This window comes from Edaphobacter sp. (assembly GCF_035532915.1).
GTDB lineage: Bacteria > Acidobacteriota > Terriglobia > Terriglobales > Acidobacteriaceae > Edaphobacter.
Window position 1 is genome coordinate 1 of sequence record NZ_DATKQC010000476.1, and the last position, 4,500, is coordinate 4,500.

Here is a 4,500-nt window from a genome sequence, read left to right on the forward strand (position 1 = left end):
CTCGTATCTCTCGCAGCATGCCACTCCCCTGCATTTCGGCCTCGGCAAAGCAACAATCGTGGATCGGCTTGAAGTTTCTTGGCCGAGCGGCCGGCGGCAGAGCATCAGCGCCATCAAATCCCGCCAAATGCTCCGACTACATGAAGATTGAGTGGCATTGACGCGAAATAGATGCAGCCGATAAAATTTATACCCCCTCGGGATGCCTCGGCAACCGTCCTTCGCGGCGGAGAGGGGCAATCGTTAAGTCCTGAAGAGATTTTCGAGTGCAGCGCGACGGACTATAAGCGTTGAACCTTTGATCTGCACGAGCTGTCTCTTCCTGAAAGTTGCCACAAGACGCGTCACTGTTTCTCTCGAGATGCCAATCATTTGCCCCATCTCTTCGTAGGTGAGCGTCAGCTTTATCCGAGCTTCTGACTTGCCTTTGTGCTGATTTTCGCTCAAGTCGAGGAGCAAGCGGGCCAGCTTTTCCGAGGCGCGAGCGCCCAGCCCCAGCGAAAGCACTTCCGCGAACACGGCGTTACATGTGCGGCTCAACTCTTCTGCAACCTTGCAGGCTACCTCACCGCGCTCTCGCATGAAACGGAGAAAGGGCTCTCGAGAGATGAAACTCACCTGGCTCGGCTCAAACAACTCGGCCGTCACCTGGTAAGGTTTTCCGGAGATCGTTGCCGAAAGTCCCAGCACTTCACCTGGTTGAGCAATGCGGAAAATCAACGTCTTCCCGGCAGGAGACGAGGATGAGAGCTTTGCTCGGCCGCTGCAGAGAATGAATACACCGCGCGGTTCCTGTCCTTCAACAAACAGCGCTGCCCCCTTAGGGTACGTGCCGGACTTCGTGATCGAGGAAAGGAATTCAAGTGCGGGAGAGGAAAGATTGCAAAAAAGCCGCTCTTGCCGAAACGGACAAGCCAAACAGCTCTCAACGATATTCAGGCCGTAGGGAGTCCGCTGCACCATTTTACTTGGTGCAATTATACTCCGCCTGCCGCCGGGTGCAACGAATGAAGTTCGCCGCAGGGCGACCATGGGATCGGTGCGCATCGCGCTCCGCCGAACAACCGTGGTTCAACGATATGCTGCCGAACCTCACCACCTCGAGTGGTGTCCCGATCTCCGGCACCGATTATGTGGCGCGAAATCTCGGCAGCCAGTTCATCGCGGGCAACGTCAGCAACATCTTCGACGCCATGGACGGCCTTCGAGCGAAACAGGCCCTGGCCACGTTCGATAACCGGCAGGTGCTGGTGTTGTTTATGCGCAGCCACTTCGGCTATTCGAACTACAACGCCCTGGTCGCGACGCTGCGCAAGCACACTGCCAACGGCCTCAGCTTCGATGTCAATTACACCTGGTCACACGGCCTCGATGACGGCGTTTCGAACCAGGACTCCGCCGGATTTTTCCCCAATAGTTATTATCCGGGTCTGAACTACGGAGCGTCGCTGTTCGATCGCCGGCAGGTCTTGAACACAACGACTGTTTGGGATCTGCCCCTCGGCAAGGGCCATCGGCTGTCATTCAGTGGTTGGAGCGATAAGCTGCTCGACAACTGGTATGGCTCTGCCATCTTCACCGCCGAAACTGGCCTTCCGGTCGCGGTGGTAGAGAGCTCGCAGGTCTATGGCGGCGGCGCGATCCTCAGCGGCGCCACGGATGCCATTCCCACCGCGAGCGTAAGCAGCTTTGGTGCAGGGGTACATCGCGGCGTCGGCAGAGGCACGGGGCTCAACCTGTTCGCCAACCCTGGCGCGGTGCTCAGCGATTTCCGGCCAGTGAACCTGAGTACCGACGGCCTGACCGGAAGGGCCAACCCGATCACCGGCTTGCCCTTCGTGAATTTGGATATGTCCGTGGGAAAGAGGACACAGATCACTGAGGGGACCGCGCTGACCTTCTCTGTCGATGCCTTCAACGCTCTTAACAACGTGAACTTCGCCACGCCGACTTTGAACCTGTTCAGCCTGCCGAGCGCATTTGGCAACATCACGAATCAGTTCGTTCCCGCCAATCGCACCGCCGGCAGCCGCTGGATCGAACTTGGGCTCCGCTTCGACTTTTAGTGCCTAGACTGCGGCGCGCCAATCGTATGCGGATCGGGCAGGACTTCGAGTGGCGCCGAAAGCGTTTCTCCCCCGGCCTGGAGCTGCACAATGTAAGCGCCCGGCATCCAACAGTAATGCGGAGTTTTAGCAAGCAGATCAGATGTCCAATGCCAGCTGGCGCTGCTGCACAACCCGCAGCCCGCAAAATCCCGCTCGACACCAATAGCGATCTCAGACGTCCGTCGGAGTTGGCCCCGTGCGCCCGCCCTGGCTCGCGGCTCTCCCAAAGCCGCTCTCTGTCAGATCCAATTCCCACGTCTGGGACACCAGATCCTTGCTGAACTTGCAGTTGGCTTGCTCTTCCACGAGGCGAAATCCCGCTTTTTCGTAAATGCGATGAGCCGCTATGAGAATGCTCTGAGTCCAGAGGGTGATCTTTTTATAGCCGACCGCTCTGGCGAAGTTCACGCATTCGTCCACCAGTACAGATCCTAATCTCAATCCTCTCGCGCTCGGCTCGACGAGCAGCAGGCGAAGTTTCGCGATAGACGGCTCCGTCGGATGCTTGACCAGGAAAATGTGCCCCACATTCTGTCCGTTCACTTCCGCGATCCAGCAACGTTCGCGCTTTGGATCGAATTCCGTGAGGAAATCAGCAACAATACGTGCCACCAGTGCTTCAAATGTCTCGTCGAAACCGTACTCCTGGGCATAGAGTGCGGCTTCCCGATGCACGACCCAACCCATATCGCCTGGCCGATGCGGCCGCAAGACGTAGTTGGCCTCTTGCTGAGTACTTGGCGCCAGGAGCTGTTCGAGATCGCTCATGGAATGAATGAGGTTGGTCTCACCGGTCGGCGGCAGTGCCTTGAGGATGCTGCGAGCCTGCTCTTCTGAAAGCGCGTTGAGTTTCTCGAACCTGGATTTTCCCTTCCGCGTGAGTGCTAAATACGCCGATCGTGCGTCCTTTTTCGAGGCCGTGCGTTTCAGCAGCGAGCTCTTCTCGAACCGAGCTAGAATGCGGCTCAAATAGGCTGGGTCCACGCCGAGAGCCAGAGCGATTTCCTTCGCCGTGGGCGTATGACGCGTCGCCAGTTCATAGAGCACGCGAGCCTCCGCCAAGCTGTACCCACTATTTAGCAACTCCTCATCCAGGGCTCCAATGAAGCGGGTATATACGCGGTTGAAACGTCGAAAGGCCGCCACGTGCGAAGTAAGCGAAGGACTTGAGGCCACGGTAACCATACAGGAAATCGTCCATCATATTGATGGACGTTGTCAACTAGTTGTTTATCCGCCGCTGCGAGAGCGAGGCCGACGCGCACGCGACCACGAGAAAGGAAGTTTGCCCCTTCAGACCGCGATACTTTGGATTGGGTTAGCTTCCGAGTCGGCAAGCCGGAAGTAAAGGGCGCGTTCGAGTGCCCTGGATTCCCTTCCGCATAGCCCGTTTGAACCAAGCCGCCCGGCGGCGGACGCTGCGCGTGACGCGAACGGAGCGGTGATTGCCTAACGATTGAGATAAGTTTGGGTGACAAGAAGGCATCCCTGTGACCCATCGACGCAAAATGACGCCCGAGGAATTCCAGGGTCGTAATGACTCTGAAAATACCACACGCTGTCACATCCGCGCAGTCAAGGATTTCTCTCGACGATTCAACCGACCGCCCGACGCGCAGGGCCGCGACACATTCGCGAATACAGCTTGAGCAGGCCGCCGGTTGCGAGAGCTTTCTTTATCAGCGATGCATGCCGTGCCGGGACCGGCAATAAGCAGTGTTCGCAACGCTACCAGATAAAGCACGATCTGTTCCCCGTGATCGCTTCCCGGCCACGACCTCAGTGATTCAGCACTTTGTTCGCAGCCGCAACGTCAGATTGCAGGCGTGAGACACCTGCACCCGCATCGTCGATGTATCGATCCGCCACCTGCACCATCGCGGGGGTTGGCGGCACGAACGCCATACTCACCTGTCCCGCAATGGAGGTCAACCAAGAGCGCAGCCGACCGGGATACACCAGTGCGCCTTCACTGGACTGGATCTTGAGATCCACCAGATTGTCTATATCACGGTTCAGGTCGTCCAGCGCTGCTTGCGCCTGATTGCCGGACGCGCTCTTGTTGGCTACCGCCTTCTCGAGCGCGTCGCGGGCGTCAATGGCCTGATTCAGGTTGGTATCGAGCCGGTTCAGCGCGTCGTGAATCTGCATCAGCAAATCGAAACGCTGCTGCAGCTCTGCCTGCGTTGTTCGCAGTTGGGGGTCCAGTTTGACCACAAACGGCTGCTTCTGCGTCGTTTGGCCGTAGGTCAGCGTCACGTAGTAGATACCGGGCGCCACTTCCGGACCTATAGGCACGGCGGCGGCAAAGAATGAATTGAAGATGCCCTTCACGTCCACCGCGTCCGGATATGTCAAATCCCACTGGAAGTGGTTCATGCCAGCCTCGATC

Annotated in this window: 5 protein-coding genes; 2 read left to right on the top strand and 3 right to left on the bottom strand. The window is 57.8% G+C overall.

Annotation, left to right across the window (positions count from 1 at the left end; translation table 11 throughout):
- Positions 1 to 151 (top strand): ASPIC/UnbV domain-containing protein (locus VMU57_RS23240; RefSeq protein WP_414648708.1); only part of this gene is annotated, 151 nt, incomplete at its 5' end.
- A gap of 92 nt (positions 152 to 243) precedes the next feature.
- Here the strand turns inward: VMU57_RS23240 and VMU57_RS22150 are convergent.
- The gene (locus VMU57_RS22150) at positions 244 to 1,047 is read right to left on the bottom strand and encodes a Crp/Fnr family transcriptional regulator (RefSeq protein WP_325387409.1); all 804 of its coding nucleotides are present in this window, start codon (positions 1,045 to 1,047) and stop codon (positions 244 to 246) included.
- On the opposite strand from VMU57_RS22150, the gene VMU57_RS22155 reads away from it, so the two are divergent.
- On the top strand, positions 1,008 to 2,066 hold the full coding sequence (locus tag VMU57_RS22155) for a hypothetical protein (RefSeq protein WP_325387411.1): 1,059 nt from the start codon (positions 1,008 to 1,010) through the stop codon (positions 2,064 to 2,066). The two genes, VMU57_RS22150 and VMU57_RS22155, sit on opposite strands and share 40 nt — an antisense overlap.
- Before the next feature lie 213 nt (positions 2,067 to 2,279).
- On the opposite strand, the gene VMU57_RS22160 is transcribed toward VMU57_RS22155, so the two are convergent.
- The gene (locus tag VMU57_RS22160) at positions 2,280 to 3,293 is read right to left on the bottom strand and encodes a helix-turn-helix domain-containing GNAT family N-acetyltransferase (protein ID WP_325387413.1); all 1,014 of its coding nucleotides are present in this window, start codon (positions 3,291 to 3,293) and stop codon (positions 2,280 to 2,282) included.
- Positions 3,294 to 3,887: 594 nt separating this feature from the next.
- The coding region (locus VMU57_RS22165; RefSeq protein ID WP_325387415.1) for a hypothetical protein at positions 3,888 to 4,500 on the bottom strand (613 nt) is incomplete at its 5' end.

Excerpts from the sequence above, each read along its gene's own strand:
- VMU57_RS22150 (WP_325387409.1), bottom strand. The coding sequence starts at position 1,047 with ATGCGCACCGATCCCATGGTCGCCCTGCGGCGAACTTCATTCGTTGCA.
- VMU57_RS22155 (WP_325387411.1), top strand. The coding sequence starts at position 1,008 with ATGAAGTTCGCCGCAGGGCGACCATGGGATCGGTGCGCATCGCGCTCC.
- VMU57_RS22160 (WP_325387413.1), bottom strand. The coding sequence starts at position 3,293 with ATGGTTACCGTGGCCTCAAGTCCTTCGCTTACTTCGCACGTGGCGGCC.